Source organism: Falsiroseomonas sp. (assembly GCF_051859025.1).
Taxonomy (GTDB): Bacteria; Pseudomonadota; Alphaproteobacteria; order Acetobacterales; family Acetobacteraceae; genus Falsiroseomonas.
Genome location: NZ_JBHYGL010000002.1, coordinates 45,649 through 71,119 on the forward strand (window position 1 = coordinate 45,649; position 25,471 = coordinate 71,119).

Sequence of the window (25,471 nt, forward strand, 5' to 3'; positions counted from 1 at the left end):
GGGGCAACGCGCCCCGCCTGCTGGCGTTTGCGCCCTGCACGGGCAGGGCGGGCGGCATGGGGATCGGCGGGGCCACCTGGCCTGACATCTTCAAATGGGGCGCGACGGCGCTGACCATCGCGGGGGCGGGCATGACGGCCGCCGATCTGGGGCGGCGCGCCACGGGGTGGGGCTTCGCGCTGTTTTCCGGCGGATCGGCCTGCTGGCTGGCCTCGGCACAGCTGGAACAGGAAAGCCAGCTGGGGCTGACCAACCTCGTGCTGCTGGCGCTGAACCTGTTCGGGGTATGGCGGTGGCTGGTCCGAAGGGGGAGCGCTGCTCCCCCTTGACCGGGATCAATTGACGATGGTCCAGGAGGCTCTGCCTCCCAAACCTTCCAGAGGGGGCGGTAGGGGTCCGGGGAAGGCAGCGCCTTCCCCGAAAGTCACCCGCGCCGCACCCGGTCCGGCGAGACATCCACCGGCCCCCCTCGCAGCTGCGCCTGTTCCATCATCTCCCCCGGCTGTGTCTCCCCCGGATGGATCGGGTCGTCGATATGGCCGGAGGCCCTGTTGTCCTCTGCCTCCTCGCCTGTCTCCCCGGGCCGCACCCTTTCGCCCCCCGGCAGGGTCGGCCGCAGCGCGTCCTCGGACCCGCGGGCCTCGTCGATCCTGTCCTTGTCGTCCATGGCATTGCTCCTGTGTCCGGAAGGGTGGAACGCCAGGCGTGGTGCAGGGGTTGCGGGAACCCGCGCCCCCGCCGCGCCTTGCAGTCCCGGATCGCAGGAGGGCCAGGCATGGCGGAGTGGTGGCGCGGCGCGGTGATCTACCAGATCTACCCCCGGTCCTTCTGGGATTCGGATGGCGACGGGGTGGGCGATCTGCGCGGCATCCTCCAGGGCCTCGACCATGTCGCGGCGCTGGGCGTGGACGCGATCTGGCTCGCCCCCGTCTATGCCTCCCCCCAGGCGGATTTCGGCTATGACGTCGCCGACCACTGCGCGGTGGACCCGCGCTATGGCACGCTGGCGGATATGGACGCCGTCATCGCGGGCGCCCAGGCGCGCGGCCTGAAGGTCATGCTGGACCTGGTGACCGGCCATACCAGCACCGCCCATGCCTGGTTCCGCGAAAGCCGGGCGCGGCGGGATGGGAAGCTCTCCGCCCGCTATGTCTGGGCGGATGCGAAGCCGGATGGGTCGCCGCCCAGCAACTGGCTTTCCGTCTTCGGCGGCCCGGCCTGGCGGTGGGAGCCGCGGCGCCGCCAATACTACCTGCACCATTTCCTGCCCGACCAGCCGGCCCTGAACCTGGGGGACCCGGCGACGCTCGATGCGGTCGCCGCCGTCATGCGCTTCTGGCTGGCCCGCGGCGTGGATGGCTTCCGCCTGGATGCGCTGGATTTCCTGGCCCATGACCCGGCGCTGCGGGACAACCCCCCGGCCCCCCCACGCCCCGAACCCCCCGCCAAGCTCTTCGGCATGCAGCTGCACCTTCACGACATGATGGGGCAGGGGACCGACGCCATCCTGCGCCGCCTGAGGGCGGAAGCCGATGCCGCCGGCGCCGCGCTGCTGGGGGAGCTGTCCTCCCAGCCCGGCGCCCACCAGCGCGTCGCCCGCGCCACCGCGCCGGGGCTGCTGCACATGGCCTATACCCTGGCGCCGCTCCGCGCCGGCTTCGACCACGCCGTGGCCCGCGCTTTGGTGGAGGCCGCCGCGAACCCGGATGGCTGGCCCTGCTGGAATTTCAGCAACCACGATGTGGTCCGCACCGCCACGCGCTGGTCCCCCGGCGGCGTCCCCGATGCCGGCGTCATCCGCCTGCTGCTGGCCCTGCTGCTGACCTTGCGCGGCAGCGCCTGCCTCTACCAGGGGGAGGAGCTGGGCCTGCCCGAGGCCGATCTGCCGTTCGAGGCGCTGCGCGACCCCTTCGGCATCGCCTTCTGGCCGGATTTCGCCGGCCGCGACGGGTCCCGCACGCCGATGCCCTGGGACGCCGCCCTGCCCCATGCCGGCTTCACCACCGGCACGCCCTGGCTGCCGGTGCCCGACGCCCATCGCGCGCTTTCCGTCTCCGCCCAGCAGGCGCCCGGCAGCATCCTGGCCTTCACGCGCGGGCTTCTGGCCGCGCGCCGCGCCAGCCCGGCGCTGGTGGCGGGCAGCCTGCGGCCGATCGACCTGCCCGCCCCGCTGCTGGGATTCGAGCGGGAGGAAGGCCCGGACCGCGTCCGCTGCCTGTTCAACCTCGCCGCCGATCCCGTGCCCCTGCCCGAAGGCGTGGCGGGCGGCGCTGCCCTGGCGGGGAGTCCGGTACCGCCGGCGGAAGGCACGCTGCATGGCTGGGGGGTGTCGCTCGCGCGGGTCTGACCCTGGACGACGGCGCCCGGCTGGGCTTCAAGCGGCCACGCATTCTGCCATGGCAGCCGGAGCCCAGCCCTTCATGAACCCCGCCACGCGCGACGCCCTGATGGGCGTCACCACCGCCACCCTGACCACCGTGCTGCTGAAGAAGGGCGTGCGCTTCTGCTACATCGCCGGCAGCCGCCCGATCGTGCAGGGCCCGACGAAGCGGATCGTCGGCCCGGCCTTCACGCTGCGCTTCACGCCGACGCGGGAGGATCTGGCGACGGTGGAGAGCTGGTCCTCCCCCCGTTCCACCCGCGCGGCGATCGAGGACATGCCCGAAGGCTGCGTCGCCGTCGCCGACGCCATGGGCAACACCGCCGCCGGCATCTTCGGCGACATCCTCTGCGCCCGCATGGCGAAGAAGGGCGTGGCGGGGCTGGTGACGGATGGCATGGTGCGGGACGGCGCCGGCGTGATCGGCACCGGCCTGCCGGTCTTCTGCCAGGGCTACGTCGCCCCGGCTTCCGTCGCCGCGCTGAACTTCGTGGGCTGGCAGGAAGTGATCGGCTGCGGCGGCGTCACCGTGGTGCCGGGCGACATCATCGTGGCGGACCAGGACGGCGCCGTGGTGATCCCGGCCGCGCTGCTGGATGCCGTGACGGAAGCGGCGGTGGAGCAGGAGCGCCTGGAAGGCTGGATCATGCAGGAGGTCGAGAAGGGCCTGGCGCTGCCCGGCCTCTATCCCCCGAACGCGGAGACCAAGGCGCGCTACGAGGCCGATCGCGCCAAGGGCTGAGGGCCATGGCCAGCGACGCGCCCCTGGTGGACCGCGCCGGGGTGCATCGGTTGCGCAACCTCGGCCCCCGCAGCGCCGCGATGCTGACGGAGGCCGGGATCGAGACGGTGGGCGACCTGCGCGCGCTGGGCGCGGCGGGGGCCTTCCGCCGGCTGCGCTTCATGGGCGCGAAGCCATCCCGCAACCTGCTCTGGGCCATGGCGGCCGGGCTGCAGGGGCGGGATTGGCGGAGCCTGGACGAGGCGGAGAAGGCGGCGCTGGGCGCCGCGCTGCTGGACTGACCGCGAAACCGCTGGCGGTCGGCCGAAGTTCCTGATAAGTTCCGATCATCAGGCGGGCTTGTCGCGCCCGCCGGACCCGCCGCGGAGCCGCGACTGGACGTTTGGCGGAGCCGCGACTGGACATGTGGCCACGCCGCCACACCCAAGCGCCACCCGCGCCGGCCCCTGGGGCTGTCACGGCAGGGATGGCCCCGAAAACGGTGCTAAAAGCACTAAAACGGCTAAATGCGCTTTAGATTTTAGTGACATTGCTGCCACAGGCCGCCCGGAAATACGGGCGCCAAAACCCCGGGGCCAAAAAAACCCCCGGCGCCTCGCAGCGCCGGGGAAGTGTTGGTCCGCACACCATGCGCGGAACCGCCGGGAGAAAACGTCGAGGCAATGCCTTGACGTCCCATCCTCTGCGCCTTCCGGCCTCACAGCGGCGTGACCTGCGCGTGAAGCCTTGGTCAGCCATTGTGCAGCGCGAAGGATGCCGGGGCTGATCCTTCCGCGGGGATGCGGAGGAAGGCGCCCTGCCTGGCCAGCGCCGCCTGGATGTCGCCCACCGGCAACGCCCGCGGCGCCACCCCCCGCCCCGCCGCCAGCGCGGCCGCCACCCCCGCGGCTTGGCCGGTCAGCCAGCACTGGGGAATCTCCCGCAGGAAGGAATGGCTGGTGGCATCGCAGGCGAGGTGCCGCCCCGGCGCCAGCAGCCCATCCAGCGCCACCGGCACGATCGCCCCATAGGGCACCGAGACCGGCGCGAAGGAAGGCGCCAGGCTGGGGGAGACGCCGATCTCCTCCGCCGAGATCCGCCCATCCCACCATGCCCGCGTTACCGGCGTGACCCCCGCCAGCCGCCGCGCGTGCCGCACGCCCAATTGCGGCGCCGACAGCATCGGGAAGGCGCCCGCGAAGCCCGGGCATTCCGCGCGATAGCGGTCGAGGTGGCGGAACATCAGGCGGTGGGAGATCACCTCCACCGCCGCCAGGTCATCGACCATCACGGCGGAATAGCCGGCCAGGCGCGGCCCCATGAACAGCGCCACATCGTCCCGCCAGCTGGCGAAGGCCTTGTCGAAGAAGCCCACCGCTTCCTTGCCGCGGCGCATGAACTCGCTGAATTCATCGGGCTTTTCCGCCCGCCAGGCCAAATAGCGCGGCATGTCCACGCCGCCCCAGGTCCAGGCCGTGTTCATGCAGTGGTGGATGTCGCGCTCATCGACATCCTCGGCGAAGGCGGCGCCGGCGCGGGCATAGAGGTCGCCATCACCCGTGCCATCCACCGTGACCTTCGCCAGCACGGCGCGGCGGCCCTGCTTGCTCTCGAAGATCGCGCCGCTGACGGCGCCGTCGCGCAGGATGGGCTCCGCCCCCCAGGCGTGGAACAGCATCTCCACCCCCGCTTCCGCGCATAGCTCCAGGCTCGCGGCCTTCAGATGCTCCGGGCAGACGGTGGGGGAATGGGTGACGGTGCCGTGGAAGGCGGCGGTGCGCAGCGCCCACCAGGCGGCGGTGGCGGCATCGCGGGATCCCCAGGCATCCCGGGGCGGGCCGGCCACCGCATCGGCGGGCAGGCGGGCCAGAAGCTCCTCCGCGAAGCCGCGGATCAGCAGGCTGCCATCCCAGCCCGTCATCCGGTCGATCCACACCACCAGCCCGCCGGTGGACAGGCCGCCCAGATGGTTGTGGCGTTCCAGCAGGATGGTGCGCGCGCCGAGCCTGGCGGCCGCGACCGCGGCGGCGGTGCCGGCGGGGCCGCCGCCCACCACCAGCACGTCGCATTCCGCGTGCACGGGGATGTCCCGCGCTGCCTCCCGCACCGTCAGGCCGGTATCGGCCCGGCGGATTCGCGCGCGGGGGGTGAAGACCTCGGATCGGAAGAAAAGGCGGCCGCCATCATTCGTGCCCATGCCGGCAGGATAGGGCGGATCCGCCCCGGCTTCCCAGCCTTCACGGGGGGCCTTCGCGCGCTGTATCCTGCGCATCCCCCCACGATGGCGAAGGCTGCCCGGCCCTTCATGCGCAACCTGCTGCACGCAACCGACCGCGATCGCCTGGCCGCCTGGTTCCGGGGCCCGATCGACCGCGTCGTCACGCTGGGCGGCCGCCCGGTGGCGGCGCTGGCGGAAGGCGCCGCCGGGGGCAGCTACTGCGTCGCCGCCGCCAATGCGCGGGCGGCGGAGCTGCTGGCCATGCCCGACATCCATGATGCCGCGCCCGGGCTGGCGGAAGCCGCGATCGACTTCGCCATGGCGATGGAGGATGCGCCCGCGCCCGCCCGCCGCCTCGGCAATCACGGGCTGGTGGTGCAGCGGGATGACGCGCGGGACCTGGTGGTGCTGACGCCCTTCCACGTCTTCACCGGCGACCTCTCCGCCGGGCTGCTGCACCAGCGCCCGAGGGGGCCCCTGGCCGGCCTCGTCGCCGTGACCCACAGCGGCAATCTGGTGGAGTTCCAGCTCGGCCGCCGTCGCCACTGCGAGGATGTGGAGAACGCGATCACCGATTGCGGCCTGCGCCAGGACGGGGACGAGATCGTGCTCTGGCACGAAAGCCGCGTCATGGGCCGGGCGGGCTGGCTGCGGCCGCGCCCGGTGGAGGCCGGGCGGCTGCGCTACGACTACGCCATCAGCGCCAACTCCCCGGTCATGCGCGTCACCGTCACCTTCACCGCGACGGTCGCGCTGCGGCGGGTGCGCGTGACGACGGGCGCCGATGGCCTGTCCGACAGCGGCTTCGCGGAGGTCTCGGCCCACGCCACCGGCGCCTGGCGCGACTTCGCTCCCCCCGCCGCGGCAGGCACCGCCGCCATCTCCCCCACCGGGCCGATCGGCCATGTGGCGGTGGCGACGGATGGCTGGTGGCCGGATGGTCCCGTCCTGCACCTGCGCCCCGCCGACCCCGCCCGGGTGATGCACGCCAGCGCCACGGCCCTGAAGCCCGGCCAGCTGCACTGGCTGCTGCTCCGCCAGGGCCCGATGGACCTTCCCCCCGGCGTGTCGCTGGTGGTGCGGGAGGACCGGCTGCTCTCCATCGGCCTGACGGGGCCGGAGGCCGCGCAGGCGATGATGCCCGGCGTGGGGACGGAAGGCCTCGACCGGCATCCCCTGTCCCCCCAGGGCGCCACGCTCAATGCCATCGGCACCCACCTGTTGTTCGCCGCCGCCGATGCCTACCGCACCCCCGTGACGCCGGAACGCCAGGCTGCGCTGGCCGCCTGGTTCGACGCCCGGCTGGCCAGGCTGCAGGCCGGCGATCCGGGGCTGGAGGATCTGGCCCAGGCCGCGCTGGGGGTGGAGGCCCGGCTCCGTGCCGAAGCCCGGCCCGGCCATGCCGCGGCACTCGGCGACCTGGCCGGGCGGCTGCTGGCCCTGCAGGGGGAGGATGGCGCCTTCCGCGAACGCGATGGCCGCATCGCCAGCCCGGCCGCCCATGCCCAGGCGCTGCTGGCCCTGGCCCGCGCCCTGCCGCAGCTGGACCCGCAGCGCCTGGCCCCCGCCATCCAGGCCGCGGTGGCTGCGGTGTGGCCCGCCACGGTGGAGCTGGTGGCCGGCCCGCGCCTGGTGTCGGCGGAGGGGCTGCGGGTGGGCGATGCCATCCGGCAATCGGAACTCCGCTACGGCGAAGGGGTGGCGCTGATGGCCCGGGCCGCCGGCGCGGTGGTGCTGGCCGCCGCCGCCAGCCCGGGCGTGCTGGCTGAGGCGACGATCGGCCAGGCGGAGGAACTGCACCACCAGGCCATCGCGCTGCTCCGGCCCCTGGTGCGCCTGCAGGGCGGGGTGCTGGAGGTCATGCCATCCCCCTTCGGCGGCGATCCCGAACCCACGACCCAGGCGGCCGCGATGCTCGGCCTGATGGCGCCCGATGCGGTGATCCTGGGCCTCGCCGCGGCAGCGGCATGAAAGGGGGCCGCGGCAGCGGCATGAAGGGGGGCCGCGGCAGCGGCATGAAGGCGGGCCGCGGCAGCGGCGGGAAGCGGTTGCGCTGGTTGGCGGCGCTGCTGGTCCTGGCCGGCTGCGCCACGCCGCCCCCGGCACCGGCGCCGCCCCTGTCCTACCCGCCCTCCGCCGCCGATCGCGTGGTGCGCATCGCCACCGCGGAATGGCGGGATTGGGGAGAGGTCGCGCGCGACGCCTGGACCGATGGCGCGGAAGCCCCGGCGCGGGAAGCCGATCCCGCCAATTTTCCGCGCGTCATGGCCTATTGGCAGGCGGTGCCGGAGGATCACGGCGCCATCCCGCTCAACCGCCGCCGCTACGCCGCCACCCTGGCCCGGCAGCCCGAGGGCGCGGCGCTGTGGTCCACCCCCTACTGGTCCGCGGCCTTCATCGCCTGGGTCTTCCGGGCCGCGGGGGTGGATGCGGCGGAATTCCCGCCCAGCGCCACCCACGCCTTCTACCTGGACGGGCTGATGGAGACCGCCCGGCGCTTCCCCGCCGAGGCCCCCTTCATCCCCCATGCGCCGGAGGACCGCGCCCCCGCGCCCGGGGACCTGCTGTGCTTCGACCGCGGCCCCGCGCCGCTGCGCCACTGGACGGAACGCCTGGCGGAGGCCGGGCGCGCGCGGGCCATGCATTGCGACATCGTGGTGGCGACGCCGCCCGGGCAGGTCCAGGCGGTGGGGGGCAATGTCCTCGATGCCGTGACGATGACGCGCTATCCGGCCGGGCCGGATGGGCGCCTGCTGCCCGCGCCGCCCGGCCGCCGGCCACTGCTGCTGCTGGTGGAAAGCCGGCTCGGGCGGCTGCCGCCCTGGGTGCGCGATTGACCACCGGCGTCGCGGCTGTATGCCAGGGGCAAGCCGCCCGCATCCCGGGCCCCGGAGCATGACCGCCATGACCGACCTCTTCGCGCCCCTCACGATTCGCACCGTCACCCTGCCGAACCGCATCGGCATCTCCCCCATGTGCCAGTACTGCGCCGGGCCGGATGGACGGCCGACGGATTGGCACCTGGCCCACCTGTTGCAACGCGCCATCGGCGGCGCGGGGATGGTGATGGCGGAAGCCACCGCCGTGACGGCGGATGGGCGGATCACGCCCGGCGACCTCGGCCTGTGGGAGGATGCGCAGATTCCCGCCCATGCGCGGTTGGCCGCCGCCATCGCCCATGCCGGCGCGGTGCCGGCGATCCAGATCGGCCATGCCGGCCGCAAGGCCAGCCGCGCCCCCGCCTGGGACGATGCGCCGGCCGATCCGGGGTGGGAGATCAAGGCCCCCTCCGCCATCCCCATGGGCCAGTTCGCCACGCCGACCATGATGACGGCGGAGGAGATCGAGGCGCTGCCGGCGCTGTTCGCCGCCTGCGCGAAGCGGGCCGTGGCCGCGGGCTACCGGCTGGTCGAACTGCACGCCGCCCATGGCTATTTGCTGCACCAGTTCCTCTCGCCCATCAGCAACACGCGCAACGACCGCTGGGGCGGGGATTTCGAGGGCCGGACGCGCCTGCCGATCGCCATCGCCCGCGCCGTGCGGGAAGCCGTGGGCGAGGATTTGCCTCTGTTTGTCCGCGTCTCCCACACCGACTGGATCGAGGGTGGGTGGACGACGGATCAGACGATCGAGCTGTCAAAGCGCCTGAAGGCGGCGGGCATCGATGGCATGGATGTGTCCTCCGGCGGCATCGATCCCCGGCAGAAGATCGTGCTCGGCCCGGGCTACCAGGTGCCGGGGGCGGAGGCGGTGAAGCAGGGCGCCGGGATGGTGGTGGCCGCTGTCGGCCTGATCACGGAGCCGGAGCCGGCGCAGGCCATCATCGCCGAGGGCCGCGCGGATCTGGTGCTGCTGGCGCGCGCCACGCTGCGCGATCCCTACTGGCCGATGCGCGCCGCGGTGGCACTCGGCCGCGTCGATGCCGCGCGGACGCCGCCGCAATACGATCGCGCCTGGGGCAGCATCGCCCGCATGGGCATGCGGCGGGAGACCGGCAGCCCGATGCCGGCACTTGGGGAGTGAGCCCCCGCGGGGCGCCGCTGGCGCCCCGCCTTTTGTCCCAGTGGCGGGCGCCCTTGGCGCCCCGCCTTTTGCCTCAGCGGCCCGCTTGGCTCAGCGACCGGTCATGATCCGCTCGACCAGCTGCTTCGCCGTCGGCACGAAGCCGTTGGAGTAGAAGGGGTCGGTGCCGAAGCGGTAGGCGTTGTGGCCGGAGAACATCAGGTTCCGTTCCAGCCTGCCGCCATGGGCGATGTCCTGCAGGGTCTTCTGGATGCAGAAGCTGCGGGGATCGGCCTTCTTGCCGGTGCTGAAATCGGGCTCGTTCTGCGTCCAGTTCGAGAAGCGGCAATGGGACAGGCAGCCCATGCAATCCGTCTGGTCGTTCAGGATCTCCCGCGCCGCCGCCGGCGTCTCGAACACCAGGGTGTCGTCGGGTGTGCGCAGCGCCTCGGTGAAGCCGGACGCGATGTAGCCTTCCGCGCGGGGCAAATCGTCCGGCTTCAGGTAGACCAGTCGCTTGCGCGGGCCGATGCCGAGCGGCGCCGTATGGGCCTCATTCGCCTCGGTCGTGAAGGGCATCTGCCGTTCGCTGCGCGCTTCCAGCTCGTTCAGGAAGTCCGTGCGCACGGCGGAGGAGTAGAAGCCCGTCGGGCTGAAGGGCTGCAGCAGCACGTCGCCCTCCTTGATCTGGAGGAGACGGGTCTTCCATTCCTCGCTGATCGGGCTTTCCTGCGTCAGCAGCGGGCGGGTGCCGAACTGGAAGGCGACGGGGCCAAGCTCCTCGCTGTCGATCCAGTGCTCCCATTCCTCCAGCCACCAGACGCCGCCGGCCATGATGATGGGGACATCGCCCAGGCCGAATTCGCGCATCTGCTGGCGCAGCTTCAGGACGCGGGGATAGGGATCCTCCGGCCGCTTCGGGTCTTCGCTGTTGGACAGGCCGTTATGGCCGCCGGCCAGCCAGGGGTCTTCATAGACCACGCCGCCCAGCAATTCGCGCTGCTTGTTGTAGGACCGCTTCCACAGCGCGGCGAAGGCGCGGGCGGAGGAGATGATGGGGTAGTAGTGGACGTTGTATTCGCGGGCGAGGTCCGCCAGGCGATAGGGCATGCCGGCGCCGCAGGTGACGCCATGGACCAGGCCCTTGGCGCCTTCGAGGATGCCGCGCGCCACGCGTTCGGCGCCGCCCATCTCCCACAGGATGTTCATGTGGATGCGGCCCTGGCCGCCGGCGCGTTCATGCGCCTCGCGCGCCTGGGCGATGCCGCCGGCGATGCCGTAGGCCACCAGCTCCTCATGCCGCTCGCGCCGCGTGCGGCCGGTGTAGGTCTGCCGGATGACGTTGCCATCGGCGTCGTAGCTGTCGGCGTTCACGGCGGAAAAGGTGCCGACGCCGCCGCCGGAGGCCCAGCCGCCGCAGGTGGCACCGTTGGACACCGCCACGCCCTTGCCGCCTTCGACAAGCGGCAGGACTTCGACGCCGCCCATGCGGATCGGGTTGATCGCCTTCAAGGCCTTGGGCTCCGGTGACTGTCTCAGACGAAGGGTGGTGCATGCGAATGACGGGACGTCCCGGAGGACGTCCCGTCATGCATGAATATGGCGCGTCCGGCGCCGGAGTGGGAGGGGGGTACCCGGGATTACCCGAGTCCCGCCCTCAACTCTGGCCGGGGCGGGCGGAGATGCTCCGCCCCCGGTTGCTCACTCGCCGCCTTCGCGGCGGTTTGAGCTTACTCGCCGCCTTCGCGGCGGGGACGGAAGCCGCGCTCACGGCCGCTGTCGCGGTCACGGCGCGGGCCGCGATCGCCACCACGGTCGCCGCCGCGGTCACCGCCGCCGCCACCGCCTTCGCCATCCTCACGCGGGCGGCGGGCGCCGACCTGTTCGGTGATGTCGGCGCCGGTGGCCTGGTCGACCACGCGCATGGAGAGCTTCACCTTGCCGCGGTCGTCGAAGCCGATGACCTTGACCTTGACCGCATCGCCATCCTTGACGACGTCGCTGGTCTTCTGGACCCGCTCATTCGCCAGTTCGGAGATGTGGACGAGGCCGTCCTTGGCGCCGAGGAAGTTCACGAAGGCGCCGAATTCGGCCGTCTTCACGACCTTGCCATTGTAGATCTTGCCGACCTCGGGCTCCGCCACGATGCCCTGGATCCAGTCGATGGCCTTCTGCGCGGCCTCGATGGACACGGCGGCGACCTTGATGGTGCCGTCATCCTCGATGTCGATCTTGCAGCCCGTCTGCTCGGTGATCTCGCGGATCACCTTGCCGCCGCTGCCGATGACGTCGCGGATCTTGTCCTTGTTGATGTTGATCACGGTGATGCGGGGCGCGGTGGCCGCCACGTCGCCGCGGGCGCCGGAAAGGCCCTTCGCCATCTCGCCCAGGATGTGCAGGCGGCCGTCCTTGGCCTGGCCAAGGGCGATCTTCATGATGTCGAAGGTGATGGACGTGATCTTGATGTCCATCTGCAGCGCGGTGATGCCGGCCTCGGACCCCGCCACCTTGAAGTCCATGTCGCCCAGGTGGTCTTCGTCACCCAGGATGTCGGACAGCACGGCGAAGGCGCGGTCTTCCTTGATCAGGCCCATGGCGATGCCGGCGCAGGGGCGCTTCAGCGGCGTGCCGGCGTCCATCAGCGCGAGGCTGGTGCCGCAGACGGTGGCCATGGAGGAGGAGCCGTTGGACTCCGTGATCTCGGACACCACGCGCATGGTGTAGGGGAACTTGTCCTTCTCCGGCAGCAGCGGGTGGATCGCCCGCCAGGCCAGCTTGCCATGCCCGATCTCGCGGCGCCCGGGCGAACCCATGCGGCCGGTCTCGTTCACGGAGTAGGGAGGGAAGTTGTAGTGCAGCATGAAGTTCTCGCGGTATTCGCCCGCGAGGGCGTCGATGATCTGCTCATCCTGCCCGGTGCCCAGCGTGGCGACGCAGAGCGCCTGCGTCTCGCCGCGGGTGAACAGGGCGGAGCCGTGCGAGCGCGGCAGGATGCCGACCTCGGCCACGATCGGGCGGACCGTCTTGGTGTCGCGGCCGTCGATGCGCAGGCCGGTGTCCAGGATGGCGTTGCGGACGACGTCGGCTTCCAGTTCCTTCAGCAGGCCCTTGGCGGCGCCGGCATCCAGGCCCTCGGCCTCCAGCGCCGCGACCACGGCCTTCTTGGCGGCGCCGACGGCGTTCTGGCGGGTCAGCTTCTCGACGATCTTGTAGGCTTCGGCCATCGGCGCGCGGCCGAGTTCGGCGATGCGGGCCTTGAGCGTCCTGGTGGCCTCGCTCTCCTCCGGCAGGGCCCAGGCATCCTTGGCGGCCACTTCGGCCAGCTCGATGATGCCCTGGATGACGGCCTGGAACGACTTGTGGCCGAATTCCACGGCGCCGAGCATCACGTCCTCGGACAGCTCCTTGGCTTCCGATTCCACCATCAGTACGCCTTCGGCGGTGCCGGCGACGACGAGGTCGAGGTCGCTCTGCGCCAGCTGGGCGGCGGTGGGGTTCAGGACGTACTGGCCATCGATATAGGCAACGCGCGCGCCGCCGACCGGGCCGAAGAAGGGGATGCCCGACAGCGTCAGCGCGGCGGAGCAGCCGACGAGCGCCACGATGTCCGGATTGTTCTCGAGGTCATGCGACAGCACGGTCGCGACCACCTGGACCTCGTTCCGGAATCCGTCCGGGAACAGCGGGCGCAGCGGGCGGTCGATGAGGCGGGAGACCAGGGTCTCGTTCTCGGAGGGGCGACCCTCGCGCTTGAAGAAGCCGCCGGGGATCTTGCCCGCGGCGAAGGCCTTCTCCTGGTAGTTCACGGTCAGGGGGAAGAAGTCCTGGCCGGGCTTCACGCTGCGGGCGCCGACCACGGTGCAGAGCACGATGGTGTCGCCGAGCCGCGCCAGCACGGCGCCATCCGCCTGGCGGGCGATCTTCCCGGTCTCCAGCGTCAGCAGCTGGCCGCCCCAGGAGATGTCCTTGCGGAAGTATTTGTCGAACATGCGTCGTCCTTCTCGGACCCGCCGGATGCGGGGCCACGTCATGACACCGCCCGCGCGGGTTTCCCGCGGGCGGCTGAATGCGAGGGAGACGGATGCGCGCGATGTCGTTCCTGTCCGATCGGACAGGGATGGTCGGCGACTCGGGCGGCATGGGGAGGCGGAGGGCCCACCGCGTTGTCTGCGCAGTGGGAAGGCCGCCCATGTGGCCGGAGGCGCCGTCATCCTCCCATCCGGGAACGGCCCATCCTCGAAGCATCCGCTGCCATCGCAGCGGAGGCCGGGGCCCCGTCGGGGGACCGGCCCGGCCGGGGCTATGCCACGGCCAGGGGCGGAAGGCCAGCGGAAAGGCCGGGCGGGCCGGTCAGCGGCCGCCGGGACCGCTGCCGCCCGGGCCACCACCGGGGCCACCGCCACCCCCGGGACCTCCACCGGGGCCACCCCCGGGACCTCCACCGAGGCCTCCGCCCGTGCCACCACCGGGGCCTCCGCCCGGCGGATCGCCGCCCGCCTGTCCCGGCCCCGCCTGTCCCGGCCCTGGCGGGCCGGCGCCTGGCTGGCCGCCCATGGGGCCTGCCGCGCCCAAGCCGCCAGCCCCGCCCGCGGAACCATTCGCGTCCGACATCGGCGGCGGCGCCATCGCGGCAATCGCGAGGAAGCCGCCGTCGGGCTGGCGCATCGCTTCCACCACCAGGCGGGCTTCCGCCCGGCGGGCCAATCCGGCCTGCGCCGGGGATGCGGCAACCGGCACGACCGGCCCGCCCGGACCCAGCTGCAACCCGCCCGCGCCGCCCCCCACGAAGGCCTCCACCAGCAGGCGCCGCGTGTCCGGCCCGAATCGCCGCAATGGGTCGGCCAGCGTCAGGTCCGGCGCCGCCGCATCCAGCACCAGCATGCCATTCCGCCAGGTCCCGGTGGCGACGATGGGCGGGCCCAGGGCCAGGCCACCGATGCCGCCCATCGCCAGGCGCACGGGGCCGAGCCGGAGCCCTGCGGCATCCCGTTCCACCACGCCGCGCAGCAGGACCTGGCCGGGGGGGGCGGGGTCGATGCGCGTGGCCTCGATCACGCCATCCGGCCGAGGGAGGCCGCTGACGGCGATCCAGCTGCCGGGCGCCCAGCCCTGGCCGCCGCGGAGCGCCGGGGCGAAGACGATGGGCTGGCCCGCGACGACCAGGCCGCCGGGCCGGGTCCCGGTGACGGGCCCTACAACCGCATGCCGCACCGCGACGGTGTCGGCGCGCAGCACGCTGCCATCGCCCGCGGCGCGGATGACGACGACCTGGCCGGCGCGCAGCGGGGCGCCGGCCCCGAAGCCGCCATCGGGCGGCACCGCCGCCTGGCCGGTGCCATGCTCCACCGCCACGCCATTGACGCAGATGCTGGCGAAGCCCGTGACCACGCCGATCACGCCCGTGCCGCCGATGCCGCGGTCCCCGCCCGCCATGGCGCCTGGGGTGCCTGGTGCGCCCGGGGCGCCTGACGCGGCGAGGGCGCCGGTGCCGCCGATGCCGCGATCCCCGCTGCCGAGCACGGGACCGTCATCGGGTCCGATCCGGCAGGCGGGGTGGGAAGGCGGCGCCGCGGGCGCGCAGGCCGCCGCCAGCAGCAGCAGCAGGGCGGCGTATCCCCTCATGCCCGCCTCTCCGCCCGGGCATCCGGCGCGGCCGGGGCGGCTTCGGCTTCCGCATAGAGGTAGACGCCGAGGTTGACGCGGCGGGTCGGCGTGCCCGGGGGCGGGGCGGGCTGGCTGTCCAGCAGGTGCAGGACCTCCCGGTTCACCTCCACCAGCAGGCGTTCCACCGCGGCGCGGCTCAGCGCCTCCATGCGATCCGCGACCGCCTCCGGCAGCCCGTCATAATGCACGGCGCGTTCCAGGAAGGCGGGCGAGGCGCCCGCGACATTCGCGGTGGCGGCGGCCAGATGGTCGTGCAGGTTGCGGGCGAAGTAGTGCAGCTGCGCCTCCGTCCCCGGCCGCGGCACGAAGGCCGAGGCCTGGAGGATGGCGCGATCCTCCCCGTCCATGCGCACCAGGCCCTGGGCCAGCCAGTCATCCAGCACGGCGCGGGGGCGGACATCCCGCGTCACGCCGCTCACCAGCGCCTCGAAGGAGGGTTCGCCGGGCGGCGCCGTGCGGGGCAGCGGCAGGGGCCGCCCCCCGGCATCCGTGAAGGCGGGCAGGCCGAGCCAGCGGGCGACAAGCTGGCTGCCCAGAGTGACGACCGCCGGCACCGCGGGCGCATCCGGGGGCTGTTCGCGCAGGCGCCGGATCTCCTTCCGGTGCACGCCCGTCATCAGGCTGAGGCGGCTGTCGGTGCGGGCGGCCGCGGTCGCGACCTCCTCCGCCGCCACCTGGACATAGAGGGCGCGAACCAGCTCCGCGAAGACGGGCCAGGTGAGGCCGGCGCGGATCATCAGGCGCAGCAGCGGGCGCAGCAGCCGGGCGAGCGGCCGCATGAGGGCCGGAGCAAGAGGGGGGGCAAGGGGCGGGCCTTGGGGCGTGGCGGGCGGGTCGGACAAGGGACGGACGCTTCCGGGTGTAGGGCAGCGTAACACGACGTGACGTGGGAAATCAGCCCACAAGATTGACGTGGGAAATTTTCCCACATTATGTTGCGCCGAGACCACAAGGCGGAACCCGTGATGCCCCCGACCAAGCCCTTCGTCGCCCCGCTTCCCGTTGCGCGCATCGCCGCCGCGGTGCTGGGGGAGTTGCGCCGCCACCCCGCCCTGCGTGCCGGCCTTCGCCGGCTGGCCCTGCCCGCGCTGCCGCTGCTGCGCCCCTGTCTGCGTGCGCTGCCGACGACCGATGCGCTGGGCTACCAGCGCTGGATCGAGGACCATGACACGCTGACGGAGGCCGAGGCGCAGGCCATGCGGCGGGAGGCGATGGACCACAGGAACCCGCCGCTGCTGTCCGTCGCCATGCCGATCCATGAGACCCCGCCGGCGCTGCTACGCCAGGCCATCGAATCCCTGAAGGCGCAGACCTACCCGCATTGGGAACTCTGCGCGGTGGACGATGCCTCGCCATCCGGCCAGGCGGAGGCGCTGTTGGCTGAGATGGCGGCGGTGGATCCGCGCATCCGCTGGCGGCGGCGCACGCGCAACGGCCACATCGCGCGCGCCACCAACGATGCCATCGGCATGGCCCGCGGCGACTTCGTACTGCTGATGGACCATGACGACCTGCTGCCGGCCCGCGCGCTGCATGACGTGGCGGCGCTGGTGCGCCAGCACCCCGACCTCGACATCGCCTATTCCGACGAGGACAAGATCGATGCGAAGGGGCGCCGCTTCGCGCCCTATTTCAAGCCGGATTTCGACCCCGATCTGCTGCTGGCGCAGAACCTGGTCAGCCACCTCGGCGTTTATTCCAGGCGGCTGTTGCGCCGGATCGGCGGGCTGCGGCCGGGCTTCAACGGCAGCCAGGACCATGACCTGGCGCTGCGCGCGGCGGCGGCGACGACGCCGGCACGCATCCATCACATCCCGCGCATCCTGTATCACTGGCGGCAGCCGGCCCAGGGCAGCTATTCGAAGCGGGAGGCCGCGCGCTGCGTCCGCGCGTCCCGTGCCGCTGTCATGGAAAGCCTTGCCTCGGCGGGCGAGGTGGGGGCGGTGCTGCAGCCGGCGCCGCTGGCGCCAAGCTGGCACCGCGTGGTGCATCCGGTGCGGCCGCCGCGGCCGCTGGTCAGCGTGCTGGTGGCGATGCCCCATGGCGGGCGGCTGCCGGAATGCGCCGATGGCGTGCTGCGGAGGACCCAATGGGCGGAGCTGGAGATGATCGTCGCCGCGCCGATGCGGGCGCAGGGCGACGCTTCGGCCAGCCCGCCCGTGGGCGACAGGCAATCGCTTGATGGGCGGATCCGCTTCCTCGACGTGCCGCCGGGCACCAGCCGCGCGGGCGCGTTGAACCTGGCGGCGGCGGAGGCGCGGGGATCGCTGCTGCTGCTGCTGGACCGGGCCGTGGATGTCCTTTCCCCCTACTGGATCGGGGAATTGGCCGGCCATGTGCTGCGGCAGCCCGTGGGGGCCGTGGGGGCCAAGCTGATGGGCCGCGACGGGCGCCTGCTGCATGCGGGCTATGCGCTGGACCCGCAAGCCGTGGTGCGGCCAGTGGCGCCCGATGCCATGGCCGGGGAGGTCGGCCCGGGCGGGATGCTGGCGTTGGCGCGGCAGGTCTCCGCGGTGTCCGGTGCCGTGATGATGCTGCGCCGCGCGGTGTTCGAAGCCGCGGGCGGGCTGGATGAGTATACGCTGCCGCACGCGCTGCATGACGTGGATCTATGCCTGCGGCTGCGCTGGCGGGGGCTTCGCGTGCTGCACACGCCCTTCGCCATGCTCATGCATCGCGGCGTGCTGGACGCGCTGCCCGAGTCGGTGCCGGAGGGTGTCGCCGCGATGGACGCGGCGCGCGCCGTGATGCGCCATCGCTGGGCGGAGAGCCTGGCCGCCGACCCCTTCCATAACCCGAACCTGCCGCTGCTGGCGGCCTGCACGGCCGCCGCCGCGCCATCCGGCTTCCGCTGGCCGCGGGAGGGGGTGGCATGATCGCCGCCGGCATCGTGCTGTTCCACCCCGCGCCGATGCTGCTGGAGGAGGCGCTGGCGGCGCTCGAGGCCTCCGTCGCGCAGGTGTACCTGTTCCTCAACGCGCCGCTGGATGCGGCGGCGCGGGCAGTGCTGGACCGGCCTGGGCGGCGGGCGCCGGTGCTGCTGGGCGATGGCAGCAACCAGGGGCTTGGCATCGCCTACAACCGCATGGCGGCGGTGGCGCGGGCGGAGGGGTTCGAGGCGCTGCTGCTGCTGGACCAGGACAGTTCCCCCCCGCCGGCGATGGCGGCGGCGCTGCTCGGCGTTCGGGCGCGGCTGATCGCGGTTGGCGAATGCCCGGCGGTGGTGGGGCCGATGCCCGTGGCGGCGCAGGGCTGCGGGTGCAAGGCGCCGCGGCGCTGCCGCCGGGGCGCGGCGGCACCGGTGGCGGGGGCTGTGCCGCTCGAATTCGTCATCTCCTCCGGCTCGCTCATCGACCTCGCGGCCTTCGAGGCGCTGGGCGGGTTCCGCGAGGATTTCTTCATTGATGCGGTGGACATCGAATGGTGCCTGCGCGCCTGGGCGGGGCATTTCTCCTGCTGGATGCTGGCCACCATGCCCATGCCGCACCGGCTGGGCAGCGGGGTGCTGCGCGTGCCGCTGCTGGGGCTGCGGCTCGCGCTGCAGCCGCCGCGGCGGCTGTACACCCATGCGCGCAACCAGGTGGCGATGCTGCGCCTGGCCACGGTGCCGCTGGCCTGGAAATGCCGCGCCGTGGTGACGATCGCGGCCCAGTCGGTGCTGCATGCGGCGGCCGGGCGAAGCTGGCAGGCGCTACGGGCCTTCGCATGGGGCATCACGGATGGGATGCGCGACCGGCTGGGGCCGGTCGCGCGGGATTTCGGCCGCGACGCCAGGGCCTGACGCGCGCCGCCCGGCCAGCTCCCTATTCCGCGGCCTGGGGCAGGGCTCGCGGGGCCTCCGGCGCGCTGGCCCAGAGCTCGGGCGACAACTCCTCCCGCCGGTCGGGGAAGGCGAGGGCGCAGAGGAAGGTGATGCCCCCGAAGGCGGAGAGCACCAGCAGCACGCTGCCGAGGCCCCCGGCCGTGCCATGCAGCCAGGCGATCACCGGGCTGGCCGCGGCGGCGCCGAGGAAGCCCACGAAGAAGCGGATGGAATAAAGCTTCGTGCGCAGCTTCGGGCCGACATAGCGGGCGGTCATCGTCTCATTCACCGTGACCTGGCCGAAGATGGCCGCCGCCAGCAGGCCCGCGACGGGCAGCACCGCCCATCCCTCCAGGAAGGACAGCAGCGCGAGGCCGGGCAGCGGCACGCAGGCGAGCGGCAAAAAGACGCGCTTCAGCGTGTTGCGGTCGATCAGCCGGCCCACGGTCAACTGCGTGATGCCGCCGCAGATGATGGTGAGGAAGGCGAGCACGCCGACCACCGGCAGCAGGTCCGGCGAATTGGCCAGGCGCTCCTCCATCAGCTTTGGCAGCAGGATGGTGAAGGCGTTGAAGATGAAGCCGGAGACGGCGGCCAGGCTCATCAGCACCACCACGGCGCGGCGGACGATGGCGGGCGGGATTTCGGGGAACGGTTTGGCGCCGGCCTTGGCCTTGGCGCTGTCCACCTGGCCCTCCCGCAAATAGAGAAGCCCGACGGCGACGCAGAGCACGCCCGGGATGAAGAAGGCCCAGCGCCAGCCGATGGCGGCCGCGACGAAGGCCGTGACGGCGGGGGCCAGCGCCACGCCGGCATTGCCGAAGACGCCGTTGATGCCCATGGCGCGGCCCACCTTCTCCCCTGCCGCATCGACCAGCATGGCGGTGCCGATGGGATGGTAGATGGCGCTGAAGGCCCCCATGACGGCGAGCGCCAGGCCCAGCGTGACGGGCCCCGTCGCGAAGCCCGCGGCCACCATCGCGGCCCCGGTGCCGAGGAAGAAGGCGGCCATCAGCGCCGGCCGGCCGAAGCGGTCCGCCAGATTGCCCATGGGCAGCGACCCCATGCCGTAGACCACGAACATGCCCGTGCCGAGCGCCACGATCGGGCCGTAGCCGGTGCCGAAGACCTCCGGTTCCTGCAGCACGATGCCGAGCACGGCGGTGGCCAGGATCAGCAGCCCGTAATGGGTGAAGATATGCGCCGCGTTGATGAACCAGATCGTGCGCCGGGCCGCGTCCATGGGTGCCGTTTCCAACTGTCCTGACTGCGACCATGCTAGGCTGGCGCATCGGAGACGTCCCGACAGCCCATGTCGCCAAACCGCCAAACCGACCTTGCGCCCGCCCCGCGCCGCGACCTGCCGCAGGATGAGGTGGACCGGCCCCTTTCGGCCTTCGCCCGCGACTATGCGGAAGGGGAGGGCGTGCCGCGCCACGCGCATGACCGCGCGCAACTCCTCTGGGCCACGCGGGGCACGATGCGCATCGCGACCGACGCGGCGGGCTTCGTGGTGCCGCCCGGCCATGCGCTGTGGATGCCGGCGCGGGAGCCGCATCGGGTGGAGACGGAAGGCGGCGTCGCAATGCGGGCGCTGTTCCTGCGCGCCGATGCCGCGGCCGCGGGGCCGGGGGAGGCGACGGTGCTCGCCGTCTCCCCCCTGTTGCGCGAACTCATCCTGGCCGCCTGCGCGGAGCCGCTGGAATGGGATCTGGCGGGGCGTGGCGGCCACCTGGCGGCGCTGATCCTGGATGAGATCGCCCGCGCGCCGGCGCTGCCCTTCCGCGTGCCGGAACCGCGCGACCCCCGGCTGAAGCGCCTGGCCGCGGCGCTGCGGCAGGACCCCGCCAGCGCGCGCCGGCTGGAGGATTGGGCCGCCCAGGCGGGGGCGAGCCCGCGGACGCTGGAACGGTTGTTCGTGGCGGAGACGGGGATGGGCTTCGCGCGCTGGCGGCAGACGCTGCGGCTGGCGGAGGCGGCATCGCGGCTTGCCAGCGGGGAGACGCCGGCGCGGGCGGCGGCGGCGGTGGGCTATGCCAGCGCGCCGGCCTTCGGCGCGGCCTTCCGCGCGGCCTTCGGGATCACCCCGGGGGCGGCGGCCCGCCGGTGATGGCCGATGGCGTCTCCTCCGCCGGCGGGGCGGCGCGACCGGCGCCGTAGCGCGGGCGAGGGGGGCGGGGCGGCCAGGCGGCTGCCTCGACCTGGTCCGCCACGGCGGCGATCCTCGCGGCCACCACCGGATGGCCGCCATCCAGCGCCCCGATCGCCAGGCGGCGCAGCTCCGCCAGGATGGTCTCCAGCGACGGCGCCGCTGGGGGCGGGGTGTTCACCGGCGGTATGCAATCCGTGTCCAAACGCTTCATGGGCGCACCATTGCGCAGCCACATTCGTCCGCCCAGGGAAGAAGGCGCCATGGACCGCCCGCGCTCATCACAAGAAAGCGATCTGCCTGCGGGAACTTCCGCCTTGCCGCGTTGATGCCCCAATCGGGATGGCCGTTCGGGAAGGGAGGAGACGCATGCGCAGCGCATCGGCTGAACATCTGCCGGAGGTCGCCGGCCTGGCCGGCACGATGATGACGGCACCGTCGCCGCTCAAGGCGGTGATCGTGATCCTGCTGGTCTGGGCGGTCGCCACGACGGTCTTCGTCGGTGGCCTCGGTGCCTGGGTCGCGATGTGGCGGCGCTGGCGCATCCGGTAGCACAGGCCCCACCTTGCGCAGTGCCCACTTGAACATAACATGAACAGAAACCTGTCGGATTCTGTTCCCCATGGAGCTGCGCGAGAAGCTCGAGATCCTGGCCGATGCCGCCAAATATGACGCGTCCTGCGCTTCCTCCGGCACCACGAAGCGCAACAGCCTGAAGGGCGGCATCGGCAGCACGGAGGGGTCGGGCATCTGCCATGCCTATGCGCCGGATGGGCGCTGCATCTCGCTGCTCAAGATCCTGCTGACCAATGCCTGCGTCTTCGACTGCGCCTATTGCGTGAACCGCGCGTCGTCCAACGTCCGCCGTGCCCGCTTTTCGGTGCGGGAGGTGGTGGACCTCACGCTCGCCTTCTACCGCCGCAACACGATCGAGGGGCTGTTCCTGTCCTCCGGCATCATCCGGTCCCCGGACTACACCATGGAGCAGCTGGTGCTGGTGGCGCGGACCCTGCGGGAGGAACATGGATTTCGCGGCTACATCCACCTGAAGACCATCCCCGATGCCGCGCCGGAACTGCTGGCGGAGGCTGGGCGCCACGCGGACCGGCTCTCCATCAACGTCGAGCTCCCGAAGGCGGAGAGCCTGGCGGCGCTGGCGCCGGAGAAGGATTTTCGGCGCATCAGGGTCGCGATGGCGGGGCTGCGGGGACGGATCGAGGAATCGCAGGATGCCGTGAAGACCGCCCGCCGCGCGCAGCCCCAGCGCTTCGCGCCCGCGGGGCAGTCCACGCAGATGATCGTGGGCGCCGACGGGGCGGATGATGGCGTGATCCTCGGCACCGCGACGGACCTCTATGCGGGGTACCGGATGCGGCGGGTCTACTACTCCGCCTATTCGCCCATCCCCGACGCATCCCGCCTGCTGCCGCCCATCGCGCCGCCGCTGGTGCGGGAACATCGCCTGTATCAGGCCGACTGGCTCCTGCGGTTCTACGGCTTTTCGCGGGAGGAGATCATGGCGGGCGGGCAGGGGGGCATGCTGGACCTTGAGCTCGACCCCAAGACCGCCTGGGCACTGAAGCACCGGGAGCATTTCCCCGTCGATGTGAACACCGCGCCGCGGGAGGCGCTGCTGCGCGTGCCGGGGCTCGGCGCCAAGACCGTGGACCGCATCATCGCCGCGCGGCGGCACACGCTGATGCGGGCGGAGGATTTGGCGCGGCTGCGCGTGAGCCTGGCGAAGGTGCTGCCCTTCGTGCTGCTGCCGGGCCACCGGGCGCGGGGGCTGGAGATGCCGGGCCTGCGCGGCCTGCTGGTGCCGGAGACCGCCTTCGCCCGTGCCGCCAGGCCGGTGCAGATGTCGCTGTTCTGACGTGATCGCCGAACGGGGCGAGGCCGGGATTGCTGCCCCGGCCCGCCTTGAGGCCTGCCGTTTCGCGGCAGCGCCCTGTCCCCGCAAGGCGGCGGCGGCGTGATCCCGCATCGCGGGCATGTGCCACCGCCGCCTCATGGCCGACCGGGATGGAGGGGGTGGCTGGCCATGGCGGGCTGGTTCACCGCGTCACCGCATCGCGGCGATGTCGCGTCATCGCATCGCGGCGATGTCGATCACCTCGGCCTGCCCGAGGCCCGTGACGGCGCCCGTCGCGGTCAGGCGCCCATTCGCCAGGTCGATCGTGTGCAGCGTGCCGCCGGCCAGGACGAAGCCGGTATTGCCGCCCTGCGCATCCGTCAGGATGTCGAAAGCCGTGCTGGCGGGCAGCGCCATGCCGACCATGCCGCGGGATTGCTGCACGCCGTCATTCGGCGGCGCCTGCAGGTTGAAGCTGCCGAGCAGGGTGTCGAGCGTGTAGAGCGCGGTGCTGGGCGCGCCGGGCTGGCCGGCCGCCGGCGCATTGGCGGGCGGGGCGACGGAGTTGGTGTAGGCGCCGGCCGTGATGCGCGGCGTGGTGCCGGCATTCGGGCCTTCCTGGTACTTCAGCGCGCCGTCGCGCACGACTTCGCCGCTATCGACGTTCACGCGGAAATTCGTGCCGTTCATGCCCATCAGCCGCAGCCGGTTGGCGACCGGGTTGAAATCCACCACCGCGCGCCCGCCGCCATCGAAGGGCATGTTGAGGCGTGAGACCTGGGTCGCGCGGCCGGTCGCGGGATCGATGGAGACGATCTGGCTGCGTTCGGTCACGCCATAGAGGCGGCCATCCTGCGGCCGCTGGTCGATGCCGATGACGCGGCCCTCGGCGCCCGTGATGCGGATGGGGGCGGCGGCGCGGCGGCTTTCGCCGTCGATGCGGACCAGGCTGTTCTCCGCGGTCAGGCCGATCAGCGTGGTGGCGCTGGCGGGGCCGGCACCGGCGGCGGCGATGAAGCTGGCGGCGAGAATCGTGTAGCGCAGGTTGGGGGACATCGCGTTTCTCCGTTGTCGTGACGGGGCCGTCTGGGCCTCGCTGCCGGCGTTACGGAGGGCGGATGCCGCTGGACGCAGCCGCTACGGAATAATCGCGATCACGAACCCGTGGCCGGCGCCAGGCGGCCGATGAATTGGATCGGCCCGGTCGGGCGGCCGATGGGGGAGCCCCCCGGCGGTTCCAGCGTGATCTCGATCAGCATCCCCGGGCTCGGGCGGATCCTGGCCGGGCTGACGGTGATGCGCCCATCGGCCGGGATCAGGCCGAGCGAGGTCGGCGCCGTCGCGCCCTGCGGCAGCGCCCACAATTCCAGCACCCGGTCCGGCGGCGCCGGGCGCGTGTTGAGGGAGGCCAGGCGGATGCCGGCGCGATCGGCCTCCACCAGCCAGGCCGGCTGTTCGCGATCGGTCAGCAGCACGGTCATCAGGCGCGGCTCCGGCGCCGGACGCAGGACCATGAAGGCCGCGAGGCCGGCAGCGACGGCCGTGGCGCCGATGGCACCCACGCGCCAGGGGTCGAGCAGCCTGCGCCACCAGGGCGCTGCGGGGGCGCGCGCCGGGTCCAGCGCGGCCTCGATCCGGCGCCACAGATCGGGGGGCGGGGCCTCCGGCGGCGCCAGGGTGGCGAGGGGGCCGAGCTTCGCCTCCCACGCCGCCACGGCCTCCGCCAGCGCGGCATCGAGGGGCAGCGCGGCGGCGACGGCCGCGGCTTCCCGCGCCTCCAGCGTGCCGAGCACGTATTCGGCGGCCAGCGCGTCCCGTTCCTCGGGAGTCATCATGCCAGGCACTCCCGCAGCCTGAGGAGTCCTCGCCTGATCCAGGCCTTCACGGTACCGAGCGGCAGGTCGAGCCGCGCCGCGATCTGGGCGTGGGACAGGCCATGCACGAAGGCCAGGACGATGCCGCGGCGGTTCCGTTCCTCCAGCCCCGACAGGCATTCGCGCAGGCGGGCGCCCTCGGCCTCTGCCGCGATGCGGTCGAGGGCATCGGATTCGACGGGGGTATCGCCCAGCGTCGGGTCATCGGTCGGGATCTCCCGCCCCCTGGCGCGGGCGAGGTCGAGGGCGGCGTAGCGGACGATGGCGGCCAGCCAGGCCTCCGCGCTGCCGCGGCTGGGGTCGAACTGGTCGGCGCGGCGGGCGATCTTCAGGAAGGCGTCCTGCAGCGCATCCGCCGCGGCGTGCCGGTCCCGCAGGATGGCATTGGCCACGCCGAACAGTCGCGTCGCCTGGCGTTCATAGACGGCCCGCAGGGCCTGGCGGTCGCCCCCGGCGACGGCTGACAGCAGCGGGGAAAGGTCAGTCGCGGCGTCCATGCGGGCGGAGGATGCCCACGGCGCCCACCAGGGTGCAACGGGGGCATCCGATGCCTGCGGATCGGGCAGGCCTGCCGAAAGCGCGGCCATCGCGGGGCGGCGGTGGCGGCGAAAGGCCATCCGCGAGGCTGGCACGGCCCTTGCGAGGCGGGTGCCATGCCATCCTGGCCGCCCCTTCCCGCCCGCCCCGCCGCCGGCCGCCCCAGGCGCCCCGGCAGGCCGGCGCGCGCCCATGGGCTGGCCCGGGCACGCGGCCGGTGGCGACCAACGGCGTGATCCCGTGGCCGTCGCGTCCCGCCCCGGGACGCGCGG

23 protein-coding genes are annotated in these 25,471 nt (G+C 72.7%); 12 read left to right on the plus strand and 11 right to left on the minus strand.

The features are described 5' to 3' along the window. Positions 1–56 precede the first annotated feature (56 nt). Complete coding sequence (locus ACTIE5_RS05525) at positions 57–329, plus strand: hypothetical protein (RefSeq protein ID WP_439548708.1); 273 nt, start codon at positions 57–59, stop codon at positions 327–329. A 95-nt stretch (positions 330–424) separates the two neighbouring features. On the opposite strand, the gene ACTIE5_RS05530 is transcribed toward ACTIE5_RS05525, so the two are convergent. After that, positions 425–667: a hypothetical protein gene (locus tag ACTIE5_RS05530; protein ID WP_439548709.1), complete on the minus strand. Its 243-nt coding sequence runs from the start codon at positions 665–667 to the stop codon at positions 425–427. Between the two features lie 108 nt (positions 668–775). On the opposite strand from ACTIE5_RS05530, the gene ACTIE5_RS05535 reads away from it, so the two are divergent. The 3 genes from ACTIE5_RS05535 to ACTIE5_RS05545 are packed head-to-tail and all read left to right on the plus strand — an operon-like array spanning position 776 to position 3,403. Next, complete coding sequence (locus ACTIE5_RS05535) at positions 776–2,347, plus strand: alpha-amylase family glycosyl hydrolase (RefSeq protein ID WP_439548710.1); 1,572 nt, start codon at positions 776–778, stop codon at positions 2,345–2,347. Positions 2,348–2,396: 49 nt separating this feature from the next. Then, complete coding sequence (locus ACTIE5_RS05540; protein ID WP_439548711.1) at positions 2,397–3,122, plus strand: ribonuclease activity regulator RraA; 726 nt, start codon at positions 2,397–2,399, stop codon at positions 3,120–3,122. Positions 3,123–3,127: 5 nt separating this feature from the next. Beyond that, complete coding sequence (locus ACTIE5_RS05545; RefSeq protein WP_439548712.1) at positions 3,128–3,403, plus strand: TfoX/Sxy family protein; 276 nt, start codon at positions 3,128–3,130, stop codon at positions 3,401–3,403. A gap of 449 nt (positions 3,404–3,852) precedes the next feature. On the opposite strand, the gene ACTIE5_RS05550 is transcribed toward ACTIE5_RS05545, so the two are convergent. Beyond that, complete coding sequence (locus ACTIE5_RS05550) at positions 3,853–5,298, minus strand: FAD-dependent oxidoreductase (protein ID WP_439548713.1); 1,446 nt, start codon at positions 5,296–5,298, stop codon at positions 3,853–3,855. A gap of 84 nt (positions 5,299–5,382) precedes the next feature. Here ACTIE5_RS05550 and ACTIE5_RS05555 point away from each other — a divergent pair, with 84 nt between their 5' ends. The 3 genes from ACTIE5_RS05555 to ACTIE5_RS05565 all read left to right on the plus strand — a co-directional run bounded on the left by ACTIE5_RS05555 (position 5,383) and on the right by ACTIE5_RS05565 (position 9,342). Then, on the plus strand, positions 5,383–7,290 hold the full coding sequence (locus ACTIE5_RS05555) for a hypothetical protein (RefSeq protein WP_439548714.1): 1,908 nt from the start codon (positions 5,383–5,385) through the stop codon (positions 7,288–7,290). Positions 7,291–7,310: 20 nt separating this feature from the next. Further along, positions 7,311–8,156: a DUF2272 domain-containing protein gene (locus ACTIE5_RS05560; protein WP_439548715.1), complete on the plus strand. Its 846-nt coding sequence runs from the start codon at positions 7,311–7,313 to the stop codon at positions 8,154–8,156. Between the two features lie 67 nt (positions 8,157–8,223). Further along, positions 8,224–9,342, plus strand: a complete 1,119-nt coding sequence (locus ACTIE5_RS05565) for an NADH:flavin oxidoreductase/NADH oxidase (protein ID WP_439548716.1) — start codon at positions 8,224–8,226, stop codon at positions 9,340–9,342. 90 nt (positions 9,343–9,432) lie between these two features. Here the strand turns inward: ACTIE5_RS05565 and ACTIE5_RS05570 are convergent, their stop codons facing one another. The 4 genes from ACTIE5_RS05570 to ACTIE5_RS05585 all read right to left on the minus strand — a co-directional run bounded on the left by ACTIE5_RS05570 (position 9,433) and on the right by ACTIE5_RS05585 (position 15,764). After that, a complete protein-coding gene (locus tag ACTIE5_RS05570; protein ID WP_439548717.1) occupies positions 9,433–10,833 on the minus strand; it encodes an NAD(P)H-dependent flavin oxidoreductase in 1,401 nt (466 codons plus the stop codon). Positions 10,834–11,051: 218 nt separating this feature from the next. Next, positions 11,052–13,310 carry a polyribonucleotide nucleotidyltransferase gene (gene pnp / locus ACTIE5_RS05575; RefSeq protein WP_439548718.1) on the minus strand — a complete coding sequence of 753 codons (2,259 nt, stop codon included), beginning with the start codon at positions 13,308–13,310 and terminating at the stop codon, positions 11,052–11,054. A 361-nt stretch (positions 13,311–13,671) separates the two neighbouring features. Then, the gene (locus ACTIE5_RS05580; protein WP_439548719.1) at positions 13,672–14,943 is read right to left on the minus strand and encodes a DUF5666 domain-containing protein; all 1,272 of its coding nucleotides are present in this window, start codon (positions 14,941–14,943) and stop codon (positions 13,672–13,674) included. After that, positions 14,940–15,764, minus strand: coding sequence for a DUF6502 family protein (locus ACTIE5_RS05585; RefSeq protein ID WP_439548720.1), 825 nt, complete (start codon positions 15,762–15,764; stop codon positions 14,940–14,942). The genes ACTIE5_RS05580 and ACTIE5_RS05585 overlap by 4 nt, the downstream gene beginning before the upstream one ends. A 186-nt stretch (positions 15,765–15,950) precedes the next feature. On the opposite strand from ACTIE5_RS05585, the gene ACTIE5_RS05590 reads away from it, so the two are divergent. Continuing rightward, the gene (locus ACTIE5_RS05590; RefSeq protein ID WP_439548721.1) at positions 15,951–17,861 is read left to right on the plus strand and encodes a glycosyltransferase; all 1,911 of its coding nucleotides are present in this window, start codon (positions 15,951–15,953) and stop codon (positions 17,859–17,861) included. Then, a complete protein-coding gene (locus tag ACTIE5_RS05595) occupies positions 17,858–18,766 on the plus strand; it encodes a hypothetical protein (protein WP_439548722.1) in 909 nt (302 codons plus the stop codon). The genes ACTIE5_RS05590 and ACTIE5_RS05595 overlap by 4 nt, the downstream gene beginning before the upstream one ends. Before the next feature lie 22 nt (positions 18,767–18,788). Here the strand turns inward: ACTIE5_RS05595 and ACTIE5_RS05600 are convergent, their stop codons facing one another. After that, positions 18,789–20,030 (minus strand): MFS transporter, encoded by a 1,242-nt coding sequence (locus ACTIE5_RS05600; protein WP_439548723.1) that lies wholly within the window; start codon positions 20,028–20,030, stop codon positions 18,789–18,791. Positions 20,031–20,099: 69 nt separating this feature from the next. On the opposite strand from ACTIE5_RS05600, the gene ACTIE5_RS05605 reads away from it, so the two are divergent. Then, entirely contained in the window at positions 20,100–20,897 is a 798-nt protein-coding gene (locus ACTIE5_RS05605; protein ID WP_439548724.1) for an AraC family transcriptional regulator, read from the plus strand. On the opposite strand, the gene ACTIE5_RS05610 is transcribed toward ACTIE5_RS05605, so the two are convergent. Then, positions 20,869–21,150: a hypothetical protein gene (locus ACTIE5_RS05610; RefSeq protein ID WP_439548725.1), complete on the minus strand. Its 282-nt coding sequence runs from the start codon at positions 21,148–21,150 to the stop codon at positions 20,869–20,871. The genes ACTIE5_RS05605 and ACTIE5_RS05610 overlap by 29 nt on opposite strands. 155 nt (positions 21,151–21,305) lie before the next feature. Between ACTIE5_RS05610 and ACTIE5_RS05615 the strand changes: the two genes are divergently transcribed. Next, positions 21,306–21,488, plus strand: a complete 183-nt coding sequence (locus tag ACTIE5_RS05615; RefSeq protein ID WP_439548726.1) for a hypothetical protein — start codon at positions 21,306–21,308, stop codon at positions 21,486–21,488. A 70-nt stretch (positions 21,489–21,558) separates the two neighbouring features. Further along, a complete protein-coding gene (locus ACTIE5_RS05620) occupies positions 21,559–22,809 on the plus strand; it encodes a putative DNA modification/repair radical SAM protein (RefSeq protein WP_439548727.1) in 1,251 nt (416 codons plus the stop codon). Positions 22,810–23,022: 213 nt separating this feature from the next. Here the strand turns inward: ACTIE5_RS05620 and ACTIE5_RS05625 are convergent, their stop codons facing one another. The 3 genes from ACTIE5_RS05625 to ACTIE5_RS05635 form a co-directional block, all read right to left on the minus strand. After that, the gene (locus tag ACTIE5_RS05625; RefSeq protein ID WP_439548728.1) at positions 23,023–23,844 is read right to left on the minus strand and encodes a DUF4394 domain-containing protein; all 822 of its coding nucleotides are present in this window, start codon (positions 23,842–23,844) and stop codon (positions 23,023–23,025) included. A gap of 98 nt (positions 23,845–23,942) precedes the next feature. Further along, a complete protein-coding gene (locus ACTIE5_RS05630; RefSeq protein ID WP_439548729.1) occupies positions 23,943–24,623 on the minus strand; it encodes an anti-sigma factor in 681 nt (226 codons plus the stop codon). Then, positions 24,620–25,159 (minus strand): sigma-70 family RNA polymerase sigma factor, encoded by a 540-nt coding sequence (locus tag ACTIE5_RS05635; protein WP_439548730.1) that lies wholly within the window; start codon positions 25,157–25,159, stop codon positions 24,620–24,622. Before ACTIE5_RS05635 ends, ACTIE5_RS05630 begins: the two co-directional genes overlap by 4 nt. Positions 25,160–25,471 lie beyond the last annotated feature (312 nt).